We start from the raw sequence: 19,321 nt of genomic DNA on the forward strand, positions 1-19,321 counted from the left end.
CGTCAAGGCTTTGCAGCCCCGTAACGGTCTGAAAAAATGTGGAACGGGAATGACTTAAGGCAAGTCGCTACATCCGTCCCTATTTCTTCAAAAAATTGACACGACGCCGAGCGGTGCGACCGAGTCCCCAAGATCCGGTTCGCGCCACCCACGGCACACCACGGCTTACTGGGGGAGAGATGGGATTGGCCGAAGCAGATGTGAAGCTTCAGGAGCTTTCTGAAGAGATAGCAACTAACATAGCGCAGGGACGTACCGATGCTGCAATACGGCAGATAAAACTGGCCCGGATTGCCGGTGTGGAGGACCAGGATTTTTATTGGCGGTTGGCGCAAGTCGCGCGGGACGCAGGAAACCTCCCTCTTGTCGACTACACCTGCAGCATCGTCCTAGAGATATCACCCCAATTCTGGTTCGCCCGCGAACTCCCGAGGCATGCCCGCGGCTTTTATGCTCAAAAGGAGCAGGACGTCGTTATAGAAAGCTTCTTCACCTCGGTGCCCCCGACCGATAAGTTCTTCGTTGAAGTGGGCGCTTTCGACGGCGTGCACTACAGCAACGTAAGAAGGCTCGTCGAACAGCATGGCTGGAGCGGCATCTCCATTGAGCCGGTGGAACAGAACTTCGCCAAACTTACCTCGTCCTACCGCGGAAAGCCTGTCACCTGCGTCCGCTGCGCCATCGGAGAGAAGGAAGGCGAGGCGGAACTCAACGTATCGACCTACCCTCATCTCCCGGACTGGGGGAGCGACGTGGCCAGTCTCACCGAAGAGGATACTGAGCGATGGCAGAGGGAGTACGGCGCGGTCTGGCGCAAAGAACGGGTCAGGGTCAGGACCCTCGACTCCATCCTCGCCGAGAACAACGTCGCCCATTTCGACCTCCTCTCGGTAGATGCCGAGGGGCACGACCTGGAAGTCCTCAGGGGGCTCAACTTCAGACGCCATCGTCCCACGCTGATCGTGGTGGAATACGGCAGCAACAGGGAAGAGATCTTCGCCTTCCTCGGAGCCCATGGCTACTCCCTGCTGCTGGACAATGGGCAGGACCTTTTCATGGCGTCCCTCCCGCAATCACTATCCCTTAATGGGTCGCCGCGAAAGCCCGCACGGGAGAGCGCGTCATCCCCCCTGACCGACGCGGCAAGATCTGGAGATCAAGAAAAGCTTGTAGCTACACTCCTCGAACTGGAGCGCGCCCCGTCGCTCGTCAAGACGCTGGTGCAAGGCGAGGGCGGCATAATGGCAAGCGAAGACCTGCTGCTCCTGGCGGAGCAGGGCAGGCGCATGGGATGCCTCACCTCCGCACGAATGCTTGCACAGGGGGTACTCGCCCAGGAACCGCAGTCAGGTGCGGCGCGTGACCTTCTGCGTCGCATGGAGGGCTACTACTGCGACGATGGAGCCGACTTGATCATCGAGGAGTATTTCCTCAGGCATGGTGCACCGTCACGCAGTTTCGTGGAGATCGGTGCCGGGGACGGATACACCGAAAGCAAGGTGCGCCGCCTGCATGAAAAGCACGGCTGGAGCGGCATCTGCCTCGAACCCCGGAGAGAAGTTTTTCAACAACTGTCGGACTCATACGCCGGGAGCTCGGTCCGCTGCGCACGCGCCCGCGTCCAAGGCCCTGGAAGGGAGTCCGACGGCGACGTCCCGGAGGTACCCTTCGACCGGGTTCTCGAGGCACTTGCAACTGCTACGGTCGACCTGCTGGCCATCAACACCCCCGCCCCCGACTCCGTCCTCGCCGGGTTCGAATGGCAAAACCAACAACCCGCCGTCGTGGTTCTCGGGCCCCGGGAAGGGGCGGAGCCGGCCGTCTCACGCCTCAAGGGGCTCGGCTACCGCATGCTGCATCAGGGGGGGCTCTCACTGGTAATGGCGAAAAGCGAACCTGAGACGCCGGTCACTCTTGACACGGTTGCCTCGCGTCTGCACCCGTTCCTCCTGGAGAACCGCTACTTTGAGCAGGCGCGCCTCACCAGAGCCTCCACCGGACCGCGAACTCTCCTCTCGGCGCGACGCTTCGACATCCCGGCAAAGCTCATATATGCACGTCTCACTACTGAGGGGCACGACACCCTCTTTGGTGTCGAGCTGTACCGCGAGCACCTAGCCATCTTCAACTGCATCAGGGAGACCGCTGAAAAGGAGGGATTTGAGGCGTTCGAAGCAGATTTCCGCGCCACCCTTGAAAGCATCGGCAGTGAAGGCTTTTTGCCGAACCGGAGCCTCCTGCCGGTGGATCCACTAGGGTCTCCGGTGGACGGAGCGCACCGGGCAGCGGCATCAATTTACCACGACCGGCCGGTGCAGGTGCTGCGCTGCGACAGGATCGCACCGGTGTACGATTACCGCTGGTTCCGTGACCGCGGACTGTCGGAGGAAGCATGTGACGCCATTGCTACCGAGTACGTACGCTGGAGCCCACGCTGCATCATGGTGACGCTCTTTCCCGCCGCCGACCGCACCAAGGACGAGGCGGTGCTGCGCATGCTCCTGGAACAGGGGGACATCGTCTACGGCAGGGAGTTGGAGGTACGCGGCGACGGACCCGCGCTCCTAATCTGGCAGATGTACCGGCACGAATCTTGGGCGGGGGACGCCGTGCAGCAGTGGCCGGGCACCAGGTACAAGGCGAGCTGCTGCTTCCCGGCGGGGCACGGCGTGGTGCGTGCGCTCCTCTTCGAGCCCCGGCCGGGAGCCGACCTGCGCCGGCTCAAGAAGGAGATTCGTGCCGTCTATGCTGTGGAAAACGACAGTGTCCACATCAACGACACACACCGCGAGACCCAGTTGCTGGCGAGCATCTACTTCAACGCCAACAGCAGGCACTTCCTGAACAACGCCCGGATGACCTACATGGAAAACTTCTGGGGCCTGTTCACCCGCTTCGAGGCGGGGCTCTACCTACAGGACGCCACCCCAGACGATTACTGCATCGACGGCTCTGCCATCCTCTCCGCTTACGGCCTCAGGGAATGCCGCGACCTAGACTTCCTGCACACAGGGATCGACGACCTCTCCTTCGGGGACCCTGACCTCATCGGATCGCACAACCTCTGCACGGCCCATCACGTCACCTCGCGCGACGACATCATCTTCAACCCGGCCAACCACTTCTACTTCCACGGCATCAGGTTCGGTTCGCTGGGAATCATCGCCGCCATGAAGAACCGGCGCGGCGAGGGGAAGGACGCCGCCGACCTCGCCCTCATCGCCGGACTCCCGGAACCGCCGCCGCAGCCGCACCGACAGCGCAACCAGGTGACGGTCCCCTTCGACTGGAGCAAGAGACCGCCGAAGATCGTGGGGCTTGTCACCGTGCGCAACGAGAGCGCCATCGTTGGGCAGGCCCTACGCCTGCTCTCGCTGTTCACGGATGCCATCGTGCTCCTCGACGACGCCTCGACTGACGACACCGTGGCCGTGTGCGAGGCTTACGCCGCCTCTTGCCGCGTCGAGCACATCATCCGCAAGCGGAGTTGGTTCCGCGATGAACCGGGAGATCGCAACCGTCTCTTGAATGCAGGGCGCGCCATCGGCGGCACCCATTTCATCGTCACGGATGCGGACGAGTGCTTCACGGCGAACCTGCTTCGGAACGGTTTCCTGCGTCGAACCCTGCTCTCCCTGCAGCCCGGCGAGATCTTGGAGTTGCAGTGGCTCCAGTTGTGGCGCTCCACCTCCAACTACCGCGACGACGGCAGCATCTGGAGCAACAGCTACAAGGCGGTGGCGTTCAGAGACAACTGGAGCAGCCACTACACCAGCGACTTCATTCACACCCCCCGCATCCCCAAAGGGATCGCGGGCCGCACGATCCGCGTCAACGGCCCAGAGGTGGGGCTTATGCATTTCCAGTTCACCAACTGGGCGAACCTCCTTTTAAAGCAGGCTTGGTACCGGTGCATGGAACGCATTCGCACCCCGGAAAAGCCCGACGCCGAAATCAACGAGCGATATGCCCCCAGCAAAGATGAACGGAACATGGTCCTCAAGGGCGCGCCGGAGGCGTGGTTCTCCGGCTACCCGCTGTTTGACCACGAATGCTACCAGAAGCCGGACAACTGGCGCATGGAGCAGGTGCTCGCCTGGTTCGCGCGCTACGGCCGGGAGCACTTCACGGGCCTCGACATTTGGGATGTGGCCTGGGAGACCGCGCAGCCGCGGGAGGCACTACCACCCCGGCCCGACCGGCTCGGGGTGATACGCGGTGAGCTCGCCGACATGCTGGGGGTGCGCAGGCCAAAGGGGTTCAACGACGTGACCGCCAGGATCTATGCGAGCCCCGTCGCGGCAGTTTTTTTCCACGATCAACTCCCCTACCTGCGCAGCGAGCCGCTCGCAGCCGAGTTCGTCCCGCGCTCGGGGATCTCCACGGAGACGGTTAAACGACTCACCGGCGGTCCCTGCCGGATCGGGTACCTGGGGGCCTCGGTTTCGGCACAGCAGGACTCGTACGTAGCATTCCTGCACGACCACCTGTGCCGCCTCACAGGACAGGACCATGGAAAGGTGGTGCTCGCTTACGGTGCCATGGGGTCGGTAGCAGCCCTGCAGAAGGTGGGGCAAGAACTTTTCGAGTTCCGCCCGCAGATCTGCTTCATCGAGCTTCTTACCGGGGAGATGAACGACGGGCTCACGCCGCTGCCGGAGATCGGCCCGGCGCTGGAAGCCATAGTGCGCGGAGCGCGGAATATCGGGTGCGAACCGATCTTCCTGAACCTCTACCGCGCCGACCATCTCTTCAACGAAAAGAACCCGTGGCTTGCCTGCTACGAGTCGGTAGCGCAGCACTACGGCGTGCCGAGTATCAACGTCTGCTCGCGCTTTTTCAGCGCCATCACCGCAGGGGAGCTGGAACTACAGCAGGTGATCAAGGACGCGGTACACACCACGCCGGAAGGCTCACGGTTCGTCGCCGCCACCACCATCACCCATCTCGCCACGCTGCTCAAAGGAGGTGGCGGGCATCTCTCCGCAGTACCGGCACCTCTGTTCGGCACCCGCTACCTGCAGACACTCTCGTTATCCCCCCAAGAACCATGCACCCGGCAGTTCAAGGATGCGCACGTGTGGGAGATGGCTCCCGGACAGGAACTGGCCATCCCTGGTGAAGGGTACCTGGCCGGGATCCAACTCGTGGTCGGGTCCAGGGCCGGGCTGCTCGAGGTGGAAATCACGGCGAGCGGCTTTCACCGGCGCTACTCGACCTGGGACCACTGGTGCTACCACGGGGAGCGCTTCCACTTTCTCTGCATAGGGACCGAGGTCCCCCCCGGGGGGACGGTGCGGCTTCGCGCTCTTCCCCATGAACGTACCTGGTGCGGCTTCTGCTACCATGAGGAAGCCGATGGCCGGCTGGCGTCGCAGGCTGCCATGCCGGGATGGGACGCACTGCTGCCTCGCGAAACCCCGTGCAGCGAGTCGGACCAACCCGCGCCGGAGTATCCGGTAGTCCAGGTGGTCTCCCTCTTTTTCGGCGTAGGTGCGGCGACCTCACCCACAGCACCGCACGACCTGGAAGACGGAGGGGCACCGAAGGTGGAACGCAGCAACCTAAAGTACTGGCAGCATATGCAGGAGAAAGGTTATTTCGAAAACCAGAACTTCTTTCTGATGGAGAAGTTCGGTGCTCAGGAGTACCGGCGCCTCTTCGGCAGCAGCGACCCCCGAGAACCCAGGGACACCTCGAGACGTGACAAGGCTTTTATCGCCGAGTTCATGGCGCTCGACCGGACCATGAACGCCGCAGTTATCGGCTGCGGCTACGGAAGGGAAAGCCTGTCCATCGCGCCGCAGGTAAAGCAGGTCTACGGCATCGACGTGAGCCCGACCATCCTGAAGAAAGCCCAGGAGTACCTGGGCTCCAAAGGGGTGCACAATTTCACCCCGGTCCTGGCCCAGGATTGGCGCAGCGGGATCGAGGCCGAACTCGACTTCGTCTACTCCATAACGGTCTTCCAGCACCTGACCCGGGATCTGGTGCGCGACTACCTGTTCGGGCTGGCGCAAAAGCTGTCGGCTCGCGGCAGGGGGCTTTGCCAGTTCGCCGAGCTCTCCGGAGGCACGACAGACGCGGAACTGAAAACCTACGAGCCGTCGGTGAACTGGAGCGCGCCCGAAATCGAGGCGCTCGTCGAGGAGGCGGGCCTGAGGATGGTCACCCTTAGGACGCTGGACGTGCAAGGAGGGAAATGGCACTGGGCCTTCTTCGCGCGCGCCGCGAACGGTGGGGAGCAGGGATGAGCAAGTTCCGAGTTTCCGCTATAGTCTCAACCTACAACTCCGAGCGCTTCATGGAGGGGTGCCTCACTGACCTCGCCGGCCAGACCCTGTTCGCCCGCGGCGAACTGCAGATCGTCGTCATTGACAGCGGCTCTCCCGAGCAGGAGGGGGAGATCGTCAAGCGCTGGCAGCAGCGTTTTCCGGAGCGTATAAGCTACCTGCGCACCGAGCGCGAAACCCTCTACGCGGCCTGGAACCGCGGCGTCGAGTCGGCCCGGGGCGTCTTCCTCACCAACGCGAACACCGACGACCGGCACCGACCCGACGCGCTGGAGGTCATGGCGGCCGCGCTGGAGGCGAACCCCGGGGTCGATCTCGTCTACGGCGACTGCTACGTCTCCACTGTCGAGAACGAGACCTATGCGGAGTCCGCACGGAAGAGGCTCTTCAGATACCCGGACTTCCTGGCGCCCGCTTCCCTGCTCCACTACCAGCTCGGCCCGCAGCCCATGTGGCGGCGCTCGGTGCACGAAAAGATCGGCTTCTTCGACGGCTCCTTCCACGCCGCCGGGGACTACGACTTCAACATCCGCTTCGCGCTCGCCTGCAAGGCGCTGCATCTGCCGGAACCGCTGGGACTGTACCTGGAGGCGCCGACCGCGATCTCGTTCCGTGACAACCGGATGGGGAACGAAAACACCCTTTTGCGCAGGACCTACCACAACGAGGAAACCGTCTTCGGCCTCTACCGCGCGGCGGGGGTCCCCTGCGAAAACGACGTCGAAAAGGCGCAGGCGCTTCTCGACCTCGGCATTCGGGCGCTGCGCTTCTACCCTCCCTGGAAGGAGGGGGGCCCGGAGCGGGACCCGGAGCTCGCCCTTTTCTGTTTCCGGCGCGCCGCCGAGCTCTCAGGCAACGCCGTCGCCCCCTGGAACAACCTGGCGGTTGCCGCCTTTCATGACGGGGAGCGCGATGTGGCGCTCAGCATCCTGCAGCGGCTCGTCTCACGCGGCGCCGACAGCGACGTGGCGGCGAACCTCCGCCTGGTAACCGCCGATCGTTGTTCCCCGGCGGATCTTAAACTCATGCCGTCCGGCCTCGCCTTTCCGTCCCAGCAGGAACTCGTCGCCGGCCTCCCCCCCCGGGACACCGCCATGGCGAAAACACCGCGGCTCCCAAGCCCGATCCTGCTTGTCTGCCACGGCTATCCTCCTGCAAACACAGGCGGGACCGAACTGTACGTGGCGTCCCTAGCTCGGGAACTCCGCCTGGGGGGAGCTCACGTGGTGGTTCTGGTACCGGGGCACGCCCCGGACCGGCCGGAGGGGGAGATCGTCGAACGCGATGAGAAGGGCATCCTGGTCGCCGAGATGAACGTCCACCCCACTTCCGGCAGTGACGGCATCCGGCAGCTCAGGGAACAGTTCCACAACGAGAGACTCGCGGCCCACTTCGAGCGTTTTCTGCAACGAATCAAGCCGCGCCTCGTGCACTTTCACCACTTCATCGACCTCTCCGCCTCGCTGCTCGACGCCGCGGCGCGCTGCGGCATACCGAGCGTGGTGACGCTCCACGACGGCTGGGCGGTTTGCCCCCTGTACCATTTCTTCCGCCCTGACGGCACGTATTGCGAAGAGGGACCGGTCCCGGCGCGTGCCTGCACGCGCTGCCTCACCGGCGGCTCCCCCGGCCCGGGCGACCAGGCTCTCGAGGAACTCCTCGCTGAGCGCAGGGATTACATCCTGTCGCGGCTTTTACTCGCCGACACGATCCTTTTCCCTTCCAGGTTCATGCTGGAGAAGCTCAGGCGCCACGGACTCGACCACCCGCGCTGCATGGTGCACCCGCTCGGCCTGCCCGAGCTCTCCCCGTTGCCCCGGAAAAACGGGACGCAGGGGAGGGTCCGCTTCGGCTACATCGGCCATATCCACCCGGTGAAGGGACTCGACGTCCTGATGCGTGCGGCGAACCTTTTGCGCCCCGGCAGGGCCGAGCTCGCCATCCATGGGGAGGTACGCGACCCGGCGTACTTCCGGGAGGCGGGGGGAGAACTTAACGCACCGGTGCCGGTCACCGGTCACGGGACATACCTGCGCAGCGACTTGCCCGGCATCTTAGCCTCGATCGATGTCGCGGTGATTCCCTCCCGCAACGAGAGCTTCTGCCAGACCGTCAGGGAGTGCCTTCAGGCCGGCGTCCCGGTGATCGTCTCGGACGCCGGTGCGCTGCCGGAGGCGGTCCGCCACGGGGTGGACGGCCTGCTCTTCAAATCCGGGGACCACGCGGACCTCGCCGCGTGCATGAACGCCTTCATCGACGACCCCGCCCTGCTGCAAAGGTTGAGGGCCGGGATAACGCCGGTGAAGACGTCGCACGACGAGGCGGTGGAGCTGGCCGCCGTCTACGCCGCGGTCGTCGGCCGCAAAGGCGAGGCCCCGGAAGCAGGGGGAGGCAGCGTCCCTGCCGAGGGAAGCCAGAAGGCCGTGGCGGGAAGCGCGGCCGAGGTGACCATCGTGATCCCGGTCTACAACGGCGCCGAGCTCACCGAGAACTGCCTGAGGGCCATCGCCGCGAACACTCCCAAAGGGATGTACCGGGTGGTGATCGTCGACAACGGCTCAAAGGACGGGACCCGGGCACTGCTCGAGAGACTCCGCGCGCCGGAGATCACCGTGATCAGCAACGCCTCTAACCTCGGGTTTGCGAAGGCATGCAACCAGGGGGCTCAGGCTGCCAACGGGGAGTTCATCCTCTTTCTCAACAACGACACGCTGCCGCACCCCGGATGGCTGGAGCATCTCGTCGCGATGGCGCGGCAGGACGCGACGGTCGGCATCGTAGGGAGCAAGCTCCTTTACCCGGACGACCGCGTCCAACATGCAGGCGTGGTGGTCGGCCTGCGCGACGGCGAGCCCTACCCCTACCACGTGCACCTGTGCGAGCCCTCCGACAGCCCGCTCGTCAACGTCCCGCGCGAGTACCAGATGGTGACCGGCGCGTGCCTTATGATCAGAAGCGGGCTCTACCGGCAGGTGGGCGGGTTCGACGAGGCCTACGTGAACGGCCACGAGGATCTGGATCTCTGCATGAAGGTGAGGGCCGCGGGGGCCAAGGTGATGTACTGCCCGGCGAGCGTGGTCACGCACCTCGAGTCCCGCACCAAAAGGCTCATCGGCCTGGAACAGTTCCACTACGAGAAAGGGGTCGATAACGAGGAGGGGCGGGGGAGGCGGCGCTTTCTAAAGCGGTGGCGGGAAACGCTGCAGATCGACGGCGGGGTGCTTGCCGGATCTGGCGACCACAACCCCGTCCCCCCTGCCGCTCATGGGCTCAGCATCCTTTTCACCATGTACGGCTGGAACGAGACCGGCGGCGGCACGACCTTTCCGAGGTCGGTGGCGCTGGAGCTCGCCCGGCAGGGGCATCGCGTCACCGTTTTCTACGCTTCCCTTGCGACCGACCCCGCCCGGCCGGCATACGCGCTGGAGAGCTCCTCAGAGGAGGGGGTCCGTCTCTTCGCCCTTTTCAACCGGCCGGCGCGCTTCACCGATCCGGACCACCCGGAACGCGAGATGCTCGACGAGGGGGTGCTTATGGCCTTCCGGCAGGTGCTTTTGGAGAGCGCTCCGGACGTGGTGCATTTCCACAATTTCCACGGCCTCACCCTCGCGATGGCGCAGGAGACGAGGCGCGCCGGCATCCCGAGCCTCTACACGCCGCACAACTACCACATGATCGATCCCGACCTCTACCTTTTCAACAGCGACCTCTCGCTCTGGAACGGGACCGACCTTATCGCGAACTCTGAGGCGGTGGCGCGCAACCCGGAGAAGGTGCCGCAATACCGGCTGCGGAGCGAGACCGCGCGGCGCCTCATCAACGAGTGGGTCGACGTCACCCTGGCGGTATCGACGCGTCAGAAGGAGCTGCTCGTAGATTTCGGCGCCTCACCCGAAAGAATCGCGGTGGTGCACCAGGCGAGCCGCTCCACCGACCTCCTGTGGCACGACCCGGCGCTCGCCCCCCTCGGCGCGAGAGTGCTCGAAAAGCCGCTGCGCTTCGGCTTCATCGGCGGGGTCATGCCGCACAAAGGGGTGCACATGCTGGTCGGAGCGGCGCAGCTCTTCCAACCCGGGGAGGCGGAATTCCACGTGTACGGATTCATCTCCACGGGGTACCTGGAGGAGCTGCGAACGCTCGACTCGCGCGGCATGGTCGTCTTTCACGGCGCATACGGTGAAGCCGATCTCCCAGCCATCGCAGCCGGGATCGACGTCGCCGTGGTGCCCAGCGTCTGGGAGGACTGCGCGCCGCTGGTCCTTCTGGAGCTCATGGCCTTAAGGCTCCCGATCATCGGGGCGAAGATCGGCGGCATACCGGATTTCGTCGAGGAAGGGGTGAACGGCTTTTTGTACCGGCACGACTCGCTGGCGGAGCTCGTCGCATGCCTTAAGCGCTGCGCCGCCGATCCCGGCATGGTCGCCAGAATGCGGGGAAGTCTCGCCTCGCCACACTCCTTCGACCGCTACATGGGGCACCTCGCAGAGATCTACCGTCTCCTTAAGGAGCGAAAGCCTCTCCTTATGCCGGAGCTGGAGCTTCGCATCCGGCTTGGGACGAAGAAGACGCCCGCCTCCCTTCCCGCCGTCGTGTGGGAGGGTTCGCAGTTCGTCGGGCACTCCCTCGCGCTGGTGAACCGGGAACTCTGCCTGCAACTGATCCGGGACGGCTATCCGCTGAGCATCATCCCCTACGAAGAGGACGAGTTCGGGGCCGAGGCTGATCCCCGCTTTCACCTGCTCGCCGAGGCCGTCCGGCGCCCGCTCCCCACGCAGCCTGCGGTGCACGTGCGGCACCAGTGGCCCCCCGATTTCACCCCTCCCCCGCATGGGCGCTGGGTCATGATTCAGCCCTGGGAGTTTGGCAGCCTTCCCGTCAGTTGGATCGAGCCGATGAACGAGAAGGTCGACGAGGTGTGGGTCCCCTCCTCCTACGTGCGCGACTGCTACCTGCGCAGCGGGGTCCGGCCGGAACGGGTCTTCACCGTCCCAAACGGCGTCAACACGGCGCTCTTCAACCCGCAGGCTCCCCCCATCGCGCTTGAGACCCGCAAGAGGTTCAAGTTCCTCTTCGTCGGTGGAACCATCGCGCGCAAGGGGATCGACATCCTGCTTCAGGCGTACTCCGCCGCCTTCACCAGCAGCGACGACGTCTGCCTGGTCATCAAGGACATGGGGGGGGGATCGTTCTACCAGGGGCGCACCGCGCAGGACCTGATCGCGCGCTACCGGCAAAACCCGGAACTCCCCGAAGTCGAATACCTGGACCGGTTCCTCCCGGAGCGGGAACTCGCCGGACTCTACACGGCCTGCGACTGCCTGGTCCACCCGTACCGAGGCGAGGGGTTCGGGCTCCCCATGGCCGAGGCGATGGCCTGCGGCCTCCCCGCGATCGTGACCGGGTATGGCGCCGCCCTTGATTTCTGCTCCGACGAGACGGCGTACCTGATACCGGCGCGGGAGGTAAAGCTGCCGACGAAACAGGTGGGGGTACTGGAAACGGTGGATTACCCCTGGCTCGCGGAGCCCGATGCCGCAGCCCTCACCGACCTTATGCGGCACGTGGCGAAGCATCGCGATGAAGCGCGGCAAAGGGGAAGGGCGGCAGCCCAGCACATCGCCCGGAACTTCACCTGGGAGAAGGCCGCCGCTTACGTACGTGCGCGGCTGTTGGCCCTGAGCGAAGAAAGCGCAGAAAAGCCGCCTTGCAACGAGGAGGTCCCGGCGCGCGCGGAGGAAACCCTCTGCTCCATCGTCATCGAGGCAGCCGGACCCCTGGAAGGTTTGGAGCGCTGCCTCGACAACATCGCGCGGCACACGCCGCAAGCGCACGAGGTGCTCCTGGTCCATGACGCCACACAGGATCTCGCCCGCCTAGAGCAGCTCGCCCACCGGCATGGAGGCTGCCGCCTGGTGGACGGCGGCACCCGGACCGGTGACTCGGACCCGCGCAACGCAGGATTTGCGCAGTCGCGTGGCGACGTGATCGTGCTGATGGAGCAAAGCGTGGTGGTGACTCCCGGGTGGCTTACCGACATGCTCGCCTGCCTGGATCTGGAAGAGGGTGCGGGCATCGTCGGGCCCATGGGAGACGGCGCGACAGGTCTGCAAAGAGCCCAAGGCCCCGGGGACGAGAGCGAGGCCATCGTGGCAGAATTCGCCCGTTCCTTCGCGGCACGACACGCCCGGCGCCGCATGTCGGTCCAGGCCGTCGCCCCATTTTGTTTCCTCTTGACCCGCAAGACGCTTGAGGCCGCAGGAGCTCTGGACGCCCGGCTGAAGCGGTCCGACCGAGGAGAAGACCTCTGCCTGCGCGCCGCCCTGGCCGGCTTTGGCTGCGTGATCGCTGGAGATGTCTTCCTCCACCACACGACTTGCACGGCGGTTGAAACTCCTGAACCAGGAAAACTCTCCTTGCGCGAAAAATGGGCGCTTGGGGGGCTGGACGAAGCACTGGCGCAGCGAGTGGCATGCCGCCAGGCGCTCTATCGGGCGCAGGAGCTCGCCAGGCGCGGGAGGCTTCAGGAAGCGGTCGATCTGTTCCTGCAGCAGGGGATCGCCCTCGCGCCGGGCGAACCGGTGCCGTACCTGCTTCTCGCCGAGGCGCTCCTCGACGCGGGGAGTTTCCAGAACGCCCTGGATGTGCTGGGGCAGGTCCCAAAAGGGGAACAGTTGCAGCGCCTGTACCTTAGCTGGCGCTGCCGCATGGCGCTGGGACAGGAGCGAGAGGCTCTGGCGCTGGCCGAAGAGGTCGCGGGGCTTGCACCGCAGAGCGCAGTCTCCTTCTACCTGCAGGGAAAAGCGGCGGTCGCCAGGGGGGACGCAAAAAATGCGGAGGCCATGTTCCGAAGCTCCTGCCAGGCGGACCCGGGGTTCGCCCCCCCCTGGGTCGAGCTCGCGATCATGCATCGGGAGCGGGGTGAGCGTCGCGAGGCGCTCGATCTTGCCGAAAAGGGGTTCGTCCTTTCTCCGCTGCAGCTCTCAGCCCTTGCCCTGTTCCACAGCCTGGCCGAGGAAATGGAAGCCCTGCCGCGCGAGGAAGAAAGGGTGCGCGAGGCGTGCCTTATCTACCCTGAACACAAGGGTCTCTCTTTCGGGCTCATCGAGGTGCTGATCCGGCAAGGACATTACCTGCAAGCGATGGACGAGATCGAGCGTGCGGCGGTCGGCTTCGGGCTCGACGATGCAGGGCTCGACGCGGCACTGGAAATAAGAAGGCTCGCAGGTCCAGCATTTTCCGACTCACCCTGCCGCGCCGCCGTTTCCGTCTGCATCATCGTGAAGGATGAGAGGCGGCATCTTGCTGCGGCCCTTGCTTCGGTTAAGCCGCTTGCCGCCGAATTGGTTGTCGTCGACACCGGTTCCACCGATCGAAGCGGCGACCTGGCCCGTCTGTTCGGGGCACGCGTATTCTCCTTCCCATGGACCGGCGACTTCTCAGAGGCGCGAAACTTCTCGCTCGCTAAGGCGAGCGGGGATTGGATTCTGGTGCTGGACGCGGACGAGGTACTGGCGGCACGCGACCTGCCGTTATTGAAGGAGCTACTTTCCCGTGCGGGTTCCGCCGCTTTCTCGGTCACCACAAGAAACTACACCACCGAAGTCGCCCGGAAGAACTGGACGGCGAATGCGGGGGAGTACCCGGCGGAAGAGCGCGGGCTCGGCTGGACCCCGAGCCTCAAGGTGCGGCTCTTCCCGAACGACACCCGGGTCCGTTTCGAGGGGGCCGTGCACGAACTGGTGGAAGGCTCGCTGGCGCGCTGCGGCATCCCGGTCCTATCCTGCGACATCCCGGTGCACCATTACGGGAAGCTCGACAACGTGAAGTGCGCCGAGAAGCAGGAGCAGTATTACCTCCTGGGGATGAAGAAGCTGTCCGAGGGGGGCGCCACCGTCCAGGCGCTCACCGAACTGGCGATCCAGGCCACCGAGCTCGAGCGGTTTTCCGAGGCACAGGAACTCTGGCGCAAGGTGCTCGAACTGACCCCGGATGCGTGGGAGCCGTACTTCAACCTCGGATACCTGCACCTGCGCCTCGCGCATTACGGGAAGGCACGCGACTACGCCCTGAAGGGGGTGCAGTTCGCACCCGACATGAAGGAAGCGGCGTTCAACCTCGCCAAGAGCGAACTCTTCCTTGGGAACACGGAGCGCGCGTCGGAACTGTCAAGCGACATGCTGCTCAGATGGCCCGAGTATCCTCCCGCGCTCTCCCTGCTCTGCGTCTGCCGGCTCCTGGCCGGCGAGACGGACGAGGCGGAGGCGATCGCGCGCAGGCTGGCGCAAATGGGGTATGACTGCGTCGACTTCCTGACTGAATACGCTGCGGGACTTGCCCGGGGGGAGCGCGGGGATCTTGCCGTCCCGGTGCGGGAACTGGCGGAGCGGTTGGAGAAAAGGGGTTCGGCAATATGACGGACGCCACCAAGACAACTTCCGCCGCCATCGACGCAAAGGCGTACCTGGACTGGGGGAACGAGCGTTACACCGCCGGAGATGTGCAAGGCGCCGTCGCATGCTACCGTGCCGCCCTGCGGCTAACCCCCGACCTCGCGCCGGCGCACTACAACCTCGGGTGCGCCTTGCAACGGCTCTCGGGGCCGGCTGATGCCTTACCGCATTTCGAGTGCGCGGCGAGGCTCGAGCCTCAGTGGAGTGATGCGCACGGCATGTACGGCTTGGCCCTTGCGCGGTCGGGACGCATGGCCGAAGCAGCCGAGGAACTGCGAAGGGCATGTGGACTCGCGCCGGACCGGGCGGACTACCAAAACGACCTCGGTCTCGCGCTGAACGCCCTCGGACACGGCGAAGAGGCCCATGCCGCCTTCAAGGAGGCGATCCGCCTCGACCCGCTATCCCCCGTCTACCACGCGAACATCGCCGTGCTGCTGGAGCGCTTCGGCCACGTCGCGGCCGCCATCCGCTCCTGCCTGGAGGCGCTCAGGCTGCAACCGGATTTCCCCGAGGCGCACCACAACCTCGGGACGGCGCTCAAGGCGCAGGGAAGGCACGCGGAGGCAATCGCGCATTACCGCGAAGCGCTCCGCTTGAGGCCGGGTTACGAAGATGCACTAAGCTGCCTCCTGTTCACCCTGCTTTACCCGGCGCACATAGGGGAAGAGGCCGTTTTCGCCGAACATGCAGCCTTCGGCGCCGCACACCGTTTTGCGCCCCCCCCACACGACAACGCCCCGACGAGCGGCCGGATACTGAAGCTTGGGTACCTTTCTGCCGATTTCAGGGAACACGCCGTGGCGCGCTTCATCGAGCCGGTGCTGAAAAACCACGACCGGACGCGTTTCCAGGTCTTTTGCTATGCGAACGTCACCGTTCCCGACGGCAGGAGCGCTCGGATCGCCGCCCTGTGCGACCGCTTCGTCGGCATCGCGGGACTTTCCGACGCGCAGCTCTTCGAGCTTCTCCGCCGGGACGGGATCGACATCCTCATCGACCTCTCGGGGCACTCGGCGGGAAACCGCCTGACCCTCTTCGCGCACAAGCCCGTTCCGGTGCAGATGACCTGGATCGGCTACCCCTTTTCGACCGGACTTGCTGCCATCGATTACCGCATCACCGACGCCATCTGCGATCCACCTGGGGCGACCGAACGCTTTCACACCGAGGAACTGCTGCGACTTCCCGGTCCGTTCTCATGCTTCGCCCCACCCGAGGAGGCACCCGAGGTCGCCGAACTGCCGGCGCTTACGGCGCGCCACGTGACCTTCGGCTCCTTCAACAACCCGGCGAAGATCACGCCGGAAACGGTGGCGCTCTGGTCTGAGGTGCTACACGCCGTGCCGGACGCGCGCCTTTTGCTGAAGGGTTATTCCCTAGCCTGCGCCGAAACGAGCCGGCGCTTTATGGATGCCTTCGCTGCGCACGGGATCGACCGGGAGAGGCTGACTCTCACCGGCAACACCCCCTCCTACCGCGATCACCTGGCCCTCTACGGGAAGGTGGACATCGCCCTGGACACCTTCCCCTACAACGGCACCACGACCACCTGTGAAGCGCTCTGGATGGGGGTGCCCGTCGTTACCCTCTCGGGGGGGGTACACCGCGCTCGGGTCGGGGTCTCGCTCCTTAGCACGGTGGGGCTCCCGGAACTGGCGGCCGATGACGCCTGTCGCTTCGTGGAGACCGCCCGGATGCTCGCCTCGGACCTGCCGCGACTCGCCTCCATCAGAAAGACGCTCCGCGCCCGGATGGCAGCCTCCCCTCTCACCGACGGGGCCGGTTTCACCCGTACCCTCGAACAGGCTCTGGTATCAGCGTGGGGTAAGTGGTGTCGCGAAAGAGCGCACGTATAGAGAAGGCACTGCCGGGGAAGTATAGGCCGGTGAGGCGTGCAGCGGCCATAATGACGATAGGGTTGTCGGGGGTGAAAAAGGGTTCAGGCGGGATCGGCGCGAGGCCCCTCGCAGGGGAGAAAGGAACCTTGTCCTTCCTCCCCCCGAAGCGCAGCCGTGCAGCTAACCTTCGGTCGCGGGAGTGGTCCTCAGGCCGGCGGCGATGTTGAAGTTGATGTCGACGACGATGGCGAGTTTGTCCGGGGCCGGGTAAGCCATCACCTCGAACAACCTCTTGTCCACGAACAGGCTAAGGTTGAGGATGTCTTCCCTCAGCTTTTTAGGCATCGGGTGATTCGGCTCGGTGAGCTCGGCCTGGAAGAAACTCCAGACCTTCTGGTTGTACTTGATCGCCTCAAGCATCTTCGCCTCGCGGTCCGGGGCATCCCAGTTATCCTGGACCGCCTTCAGCATCAGCCCAGCCTTGGTCAGCACGGAGGCTTCGAGTTCGCGTCCCGACATGCTCTCCTTCTGGATACCGACGTACTCCTTGATCGCGTTGTTAGTTTGCATTTTTCAGTAGCTCCTCTTCGTACTCGATGAGATTCTTCGCAATTTTGAGGGCCTGGTAGTAGCCGCCAGCCTCGATCCGTTCGTTCAACTGCTCGATGAGTGGCTTCGTGCTCGGCGCCGCCTTCAGTATCTCGCCGGCCAGTTCCGCATACGTCTTGACGTAGGTCGGCACGTTCGGCTCGTCGATGTACATGAGCTGGATGGTGAAATAGACGCGCCTGCAGGGCGTGGTGATGTCCTTCTCGCCCAGGATGTCCTTTTCGCGCAGGATGGGAACCGTGTTCTCGATGAACAGGACGGTACCCTTGCCGCCATTTCTGACCACTGCGCCGCCCACGATCAGCCGTTCGTTGCTCTTCAGAGTGATTTTCAGGGACATGTCGGTTAGCTCAACCCTTTCAGGAATTGAGGGCGGTGTAGCGTCACCCCCTGAGCAACTGAATCTGCAAATTGCTGGCCAACCTCGACACTTTTTTGCGCGGCACCAGCGTCCGAGGCAATCGGAAGCAAATCCAAGGATTCCGAGCCTTTGGAAGCGGTGAATATGCCCGCGAAGCGCCCGTCGCGCAAAAGGGACGCGGTGCCGGCGGCGATATCGCCGCGCATCGCCTGCAGCGAACTGGCCGCTGCGTCAAGTTTGTCAACGTGGTCAGCAATTTGACTGTCGTCCGAGTTCATGGAGAGCGGCTCTGGAAGCTCCATCTGCTTGCGAGCCTCGACGACGGGAGGTGGCGGAGGGATGGTGAGCTGGTCGATCTCCTTACGGAGGGCGTTGTAGGACCTGAGCAGCCGGACCCTTTCCTTGTCTTGCGGTGCGAAGGGAGGGAAATTCTTCACGATCGTTTCGAGAGGTTCCTTCAGCTTGTCAATCCTTTGACCCATCTCCCGCGCCGCCTCGTCGGTCCTGCGGATGGCAGCCGCGGCGGAGTTTTTGCGCTCGTTTTCCCTGACGATGTCGCCGATACGGGAGTCGGTCTGCTCGGAAACGAGCACCTGGTCGGCGATTAGGGGGTCGGACGGCTTTTGTTTTTCGGTCTGGGGAGTCTGGGCGTAGCTGGAGGGGGAAGTGGGTGAGGCGGGAAGAGAAGCGGAAGCGATAGGAACGCTCTCTGGTTGCAGCCGGTCGATTAACATATGCTACCCCCGGTGAAGAGGGATTGCGGAGCGGGTTTCCCCGCTCCGCAAAGCTAGGGTTAGAACAGCCTGAGGACGGCCTGTGCTGCCTGGGAAGACATCGAGAGCGAGGTGGTGCCCAAGCTCTGACGGGTCTGCAGCATCAGCATGTTGGCGCCTTCCTGGTTCATATCGGCCAGGGTCAGGTTGTCAGCACCGGTCTGCAGGGTGTTGATCATCGAGTCCGTGAAGTTCTGACGGATGGTGATTACGTTCAGGTTAGCAGCCAGGGTCTGGGTGTTGGTCCTGAGGGTCGAGATCGCGGTGTCCATCTTCGCGGTGTCGGTGGTGATGTTGGCGTTGGTCTGCCAGTTGCTGGTGGCGGTGCCGCCGAGGCTCAGGCCGGTGGAGTTGGCCAGGAAGCCGACTACGTTGAGGCTGGAGCTCGCGTTCTCGTTGAAGTTGACGGTCAGGGTGTTGGTGGAGCTCAGCAGGTTGAGGCCGCGGTACCCGGAGTCCGAGGAGATGTTGTCGATCTGGGACTGGATGGTGCTGTACTGGGCCCCCAGGGTGGACCTGGTCGTGGTGTCGCTGGTGGAAAGGGCGGATTGCGCGATACCTTTTGCCGCGTTGATCAGGCCAGTGATGGCGGTGATGCCGGCGTTGGCTGCGGAAACGGTCTGTACCGCTTCTGCCATGCCGTCCTTACGGTCGGCGAGGTCGCTGGCGCGCTGGCTCGCGTTCTGAGCCGCGAAGTAGTTGGTCGGGTTGTCGAGTGCGCTGTTGACCTGCTTGCCGGAGGAAAGCCTTTCCTGGGTCCTGTTCAGGAGCTTGCTGGTCTGTTGGAGGTTGAGAAGGTTGGTCCTCATGCCTGCGGTGAGAGAGATGTCGTTGGTGCTCATGGTGTTTCTCCTTTTCTGGGTTTTTACCGGCATTCTTGCCGGCTTGTGAAACCTGGTTGATGGTTACGTTCCGACGAGGTCTTATGTCCCGGGCCTCCTGCCCAACGGCGAAACTCGCCGGCGCGTCCTGCGCTTTTGTAAGGAATATCGAC

At 64.1% G+C, this 19,321-nt stretch carries 7 protein-coding genes; 3 read left to right on the plus strand and 4 right to left on the minus strand.

Annotated elements, in window-relative coordinates; all coding sequences use genetic code 11:
- Window positions 1-185: 185 nt before the first annotated feature.
- From D6Z24_RS01415 to D6Z24_RS01425, 3 genes are read left to right on the plus strand one after another with little or no spacing between them, the layout of a single operon-like run.
- Window positions 186-6,254, plus strand: coding sequence for an FkbM family methyltransferase (locus D6Z24_RS01415; RefSeq protein ID WP_162605057.1), 6,069 nt, complete (start codon window positions 186-188; stop codon window positions 6,252-6,254).
- Complete coding sequence (locus D6Z24_RS01420; protein ID WP_162605058.1) at window positions 6,251-14,707, plus strand: glycosyltransferase; 8,457 nt, start codon at window positions 6,251-6,253, stop codon at window positions 14,705-14,707. Before D6Z24_RS01415 ends, D6Z24_RS01420 begins: the two co-directional genes overlap by 4 nt.
- The gene (locus tag D6Z24_RS01425; protein ID WP_129124755.1) at window positions 14,704-16,602 is read left to right on the plus strand and encodes an O-linked N-acetylglucosamine transferase, SPINDLY family protein; all 1,899 of its coding nucleotides are present in this window, start codon (window positions 14,704-14,706) and stop codon (window positions 16,600-16,602) included. The genes D6Z24_RS01420 and D6Z24_RS01425 overlap by 4 nt, the downstream gene beginning before the upstream one ends.
- Window positions 16,603-16,764: 162 nt before the next feature.
- Here the strand turns inward: D6Z24_RS01425 and flaF are convergent, their stop codons facing one another.
- Genes flaF through D6Z24_RS01445 form a run of 4 tightly spaced genes read right to left on the minus strand, consistent with a single transcriptional unit; the run spans window position 16,765 to window position 19,169 of the window.
- A complete protein-coding gene (gene flaF / locus D6Z24_RS01430) occupies window positions 16,765-17,154 on the minus strand; it encodes a flagellar biosynthesis regulator FlaF (protein ID WP_129124756.1) in 390 nt (129 codons plus the stop codon).
- The gene (locus tag D6Z24_RS01435; protein ID WP_129124757.1) at window positions 17,144-17,533 is read right to left on the minus strand and encodes a flagellar biosynthesis repressor FlbT; all 390 of its coding nucleotides are present in this window, start codon (window positions 17,531-17,533) and stop codon (window positions 17,144-17,146) included. The genes flaF and D6Z24_RS01435 overlap by 11 nt, the downstream gene beginning before the upstream one ends.
- A gap of 5 nt (window positions 17,534-17,538) precedes the next feature.
- Window positions 17,539-18,288 (minus strand): hypothetical protein, encoded by a 750-nt coding sequence (locus D6Z24_RS01440; protein WP_129124758.1) that lies wholly within the window; start codon window positions 18,286-18,288, stop codon window positions 17,539-17,541.
- A 59-nt stretch (window positions 18,289-18,347) separates the two neighbouring features.
- Entirely contained in the window at window positions 18,348-19,169 is an 822-nt protein-coding gene (locus tag D6Z24_RS01445; protein WP_129124759.1) for a flagellin N-terminal helical domain-containing protein, read from the minus strand.
- Window positions 19,170-19,321: the final 152 nt, after the last annotated feature.

This window comes from Geomonas oryzae (genome assembly GCF_004117875.1).
Taxonomy (GTDB): Bacteria; Desulfobacterota; Desulfuromonadia; order Geobacterales; family Geobacteraceae; genus Geomonas; species Geomonas oryzae.

Coding starts and splice junctions, on each gene's coding strand:
- D6Z24_RS01435 (WP_129124757.1), bottom strand. CDS start 17,533: ATGTCCCTGAAAATCACTCTGAAGAGCAACGAACGGCTGATCGTGGGC.
- flaF (WP_129124756.1), bottom strand. CDS start 17,154: ATGCAAACTAACAACGCGATCAAGGAGTACGTCGGTATCCAGAAGGAG.
- D6Z24_RS01440 (WP_129124758.1), bottom strand. CDS start 18,288: ATGTTAATCGACCGGCTGCAACCAGAGAGCGTTCCTATCGCTTCCGCT.
- D6Z24_RS01445 (WP_129124759.1), bottom strand. CDS start 19,169: ATGAGCACCAACGACATCTCTCTCACCGCAGGCATGAGGACCAACCTT.
- D6Z24_RS01425 (WP_129124755.1), top strand. CDS start 14,704: ATGACGGACGCCACCAAGACAACTTCCGCCGCCATCGACGCAAAGGCG.
- D6Z24_RS01420 (WP_162605058.1), top strand. CDS start 6,251: ATGAGCAAGTTCCGAGTTTCCGCTATAGTCTCAACCTACAACTCCGAG.